The organism is bacterium (assembly GCA_016873475.1).
Lineage (GTDB): Bacteria > Krumholzibacteriota > Krumholzibacteriia > JACNKJ01 > JACNKJ01 > VGXI01.
Map to the genome: position 1 here is coordinate 1 of VGXI01000357.1, position 2,097 is coordinate 2,097.

General features: G+C 74.2%; 2 protein-coding genes. Both read left to right on the forward strand.

Features of this window, described 5'->3' with window-relative positions; translation table 11 throughout:
• On the forward strand, positions 1-1,179 hold a 1,179-nt coding region (locus tag FJ251_15725), incomplete at its 5' end, for a hypothetical protein (GenBank protein MBM4119150.1).
• A partial coding sequence (locus FJ251_15730) for a hypothetical protein (protein ID MBM4119151.1) occupies positions 1,043-2,097 on the forward strand: 1,055 nt, incomplete at its 3' end. The genes FJ251_15725 and FJ251_15730, both read left to right, overlap by 137 nt.

Sequence of the window (2,097 nt, forward strand, 5' to 3'; positions counted from 1 at the left end):
CCCCGCTCGCGCCGGCTCGTGAAGCTCATGGACCGCCTGCTCGCCCCCGTCTGGGTCGACCGCGGCGCCTCGGCCGCCCAGAGCCTGGCGGCGATGGACCGCGCGCTCGCCGCGGGCGACAGCCTGATCCTCTTTCCCGAGGGCACGCGCGGCGAGCCGGGCCTGCTTGCGCCCTTTCGCGGCGGCGTCGGCTGGCTGCTCGAGCGGCACCCGGAGCTGCCCGTGATCCCGGCCGCGCTGAGCGGCCCCGAGCGCGCGCTGCCCCGCGGCGCCGCGCTGCCTCTGCCGGTCTGGAACCGCGTGCTGCTGGGGCCGGCCCGGCGCCTCACGGGCCCGCCGCGGGCGCTGGCGCTCAGCCTGCAGGGCGAGGTCGCCGAGCTCGTCGCCGCCGAGCGCGCGCGCCGGCAAACGCGCCATACACCGCGCCGCGCGACGCGCACGCTGGCCGTGCTCGGCATCGACGGCTCGGGCAAGAGCACCCTGGCCCGCGAGTTGGCCCTTGCCCTCTCGGCGGGCGGCAGCACCTGCCTCGTGGGGGATGCACTTTCGCGCTACGCCAGCGGCGAGGCCCAGGCCCTGCAGCCCCTGCCCACCGAGCGCCTGCGCCAGCGCCTCAGCCGTCGCGCGAAGTCGGCGAAGAGCCTGGGCGGCTACAAGCTGCCCAAGCTGGCCGAGCTGCTGCTCAGGGAGGACCTCCTGCGCGAGTGCCGCCGCTGGTACGACCCCGACTGGGTGCTGCTCGACGGCTCGCCGCTCTTGAACCTCGCTGGCTGGCTCGCGCTCTACCGTCCCGGCGAAGTGGACCCCGACTTCGCCGCGGCTGCGCTGCTCCAGCTCGCCGGCCGCGGCAGCGCCGCCGCGCGGCGACGCCACCCCGAGCTCCGCCGCCTGCGCGCGCTCGTACCCTTCCGGCTCGAGCTGCCGGCGGCGGCGGTGCTCATCGAACTGCCGGCCGAGATGGCCGTCGCGCGCATCGCCTCGCGCGGTGAAATGCGACAGGTGCACGAAACGGTCGAGAAGCTCGCGCTGCTCCAGCGCTCCTATGCGGCCGTCTGCGCGGCTGCCGAGGCACGGCTCGGCTTGCCCGTCCTGCGGCTGGACGGGACACAGCCGGTCGAACTGCTCACGGATGCCGCCGCGCGCTTCGCGCGCGGCCTGGGGGAGGTGGCCAATGGCTAGCAAGGACGCTCGCATCGAGGTGATTGCCACGGCGGTCTCGGGCTCGATCGCGGACTGGGGCAAGGTGCAGCGCATCGAGCCGCTCTTTCGCGAGGCCGGCTGGACGAACCTGCGCCTGACGGCGATCGAGGGCCACCGCGAAGCCCGCGCGCGAGCGGCCGAACTGGTGCGCGACGGCGCGCGGATCCTGATCTCCGCCGGCGGCTCGGGGACCTTCAACGCGGTGCTTGCGGGCATCCTCGACGCCGAGCCGCCGCTCGCCGAGATCCGCCTCGGCTTCCTGCGCAAGGGCTCGGCCGATCTCATCGGCAAGGTGCTCGGCATGCCCGACGAGATCGAGGCCGCGGTGCGCGTCTTCTCGGAGGCGATCGCCGCCGACCGCACAGAGCCCTGCGATCTGCTGCGCGTCGAGGCGCCGGGCACGGGCCTGCCCGTGAAGCACTTCGTCGGCTACGGCGGCGCCGGGCTCTTCGGACGCATTCCGCACTTCACCGAGAACCGCTTCATGAAGTGGTACAAGGGCGTCCTCGGCCAGCTCTTCGGCGACCTCGGGCCCTTCACCACCGGCATGAGCCTGGCCGTCGGCGAGCGCGTCCTCAAGGCACCCTTCACGAAGCGGCGACACTGGCGGCTCACGGTGGACGGCGCCGAGGCCGCGAGCGGCCGCTTCCAGGCCTTGATCCTCGTGAACGGCTACCTGGGTCCGCAGCTCGCCTACAGCGAGGACACGCTGGGCTCCGGCCGCTTCCACTGCTACGCCCTGCGCGACCGCGGCGGCTTCTCGCTGCTGCGCCAGGCGGCGGCGGCGCGCAGCGGCGCCATCCGCCGCGATCCCGCGCGCTGGGGGATGGAGCACTACGCGGCGACGAAGACGCTCGAGATCGCCTGCGACCAGCCCTTCCCGCTCACCGTCGAAAA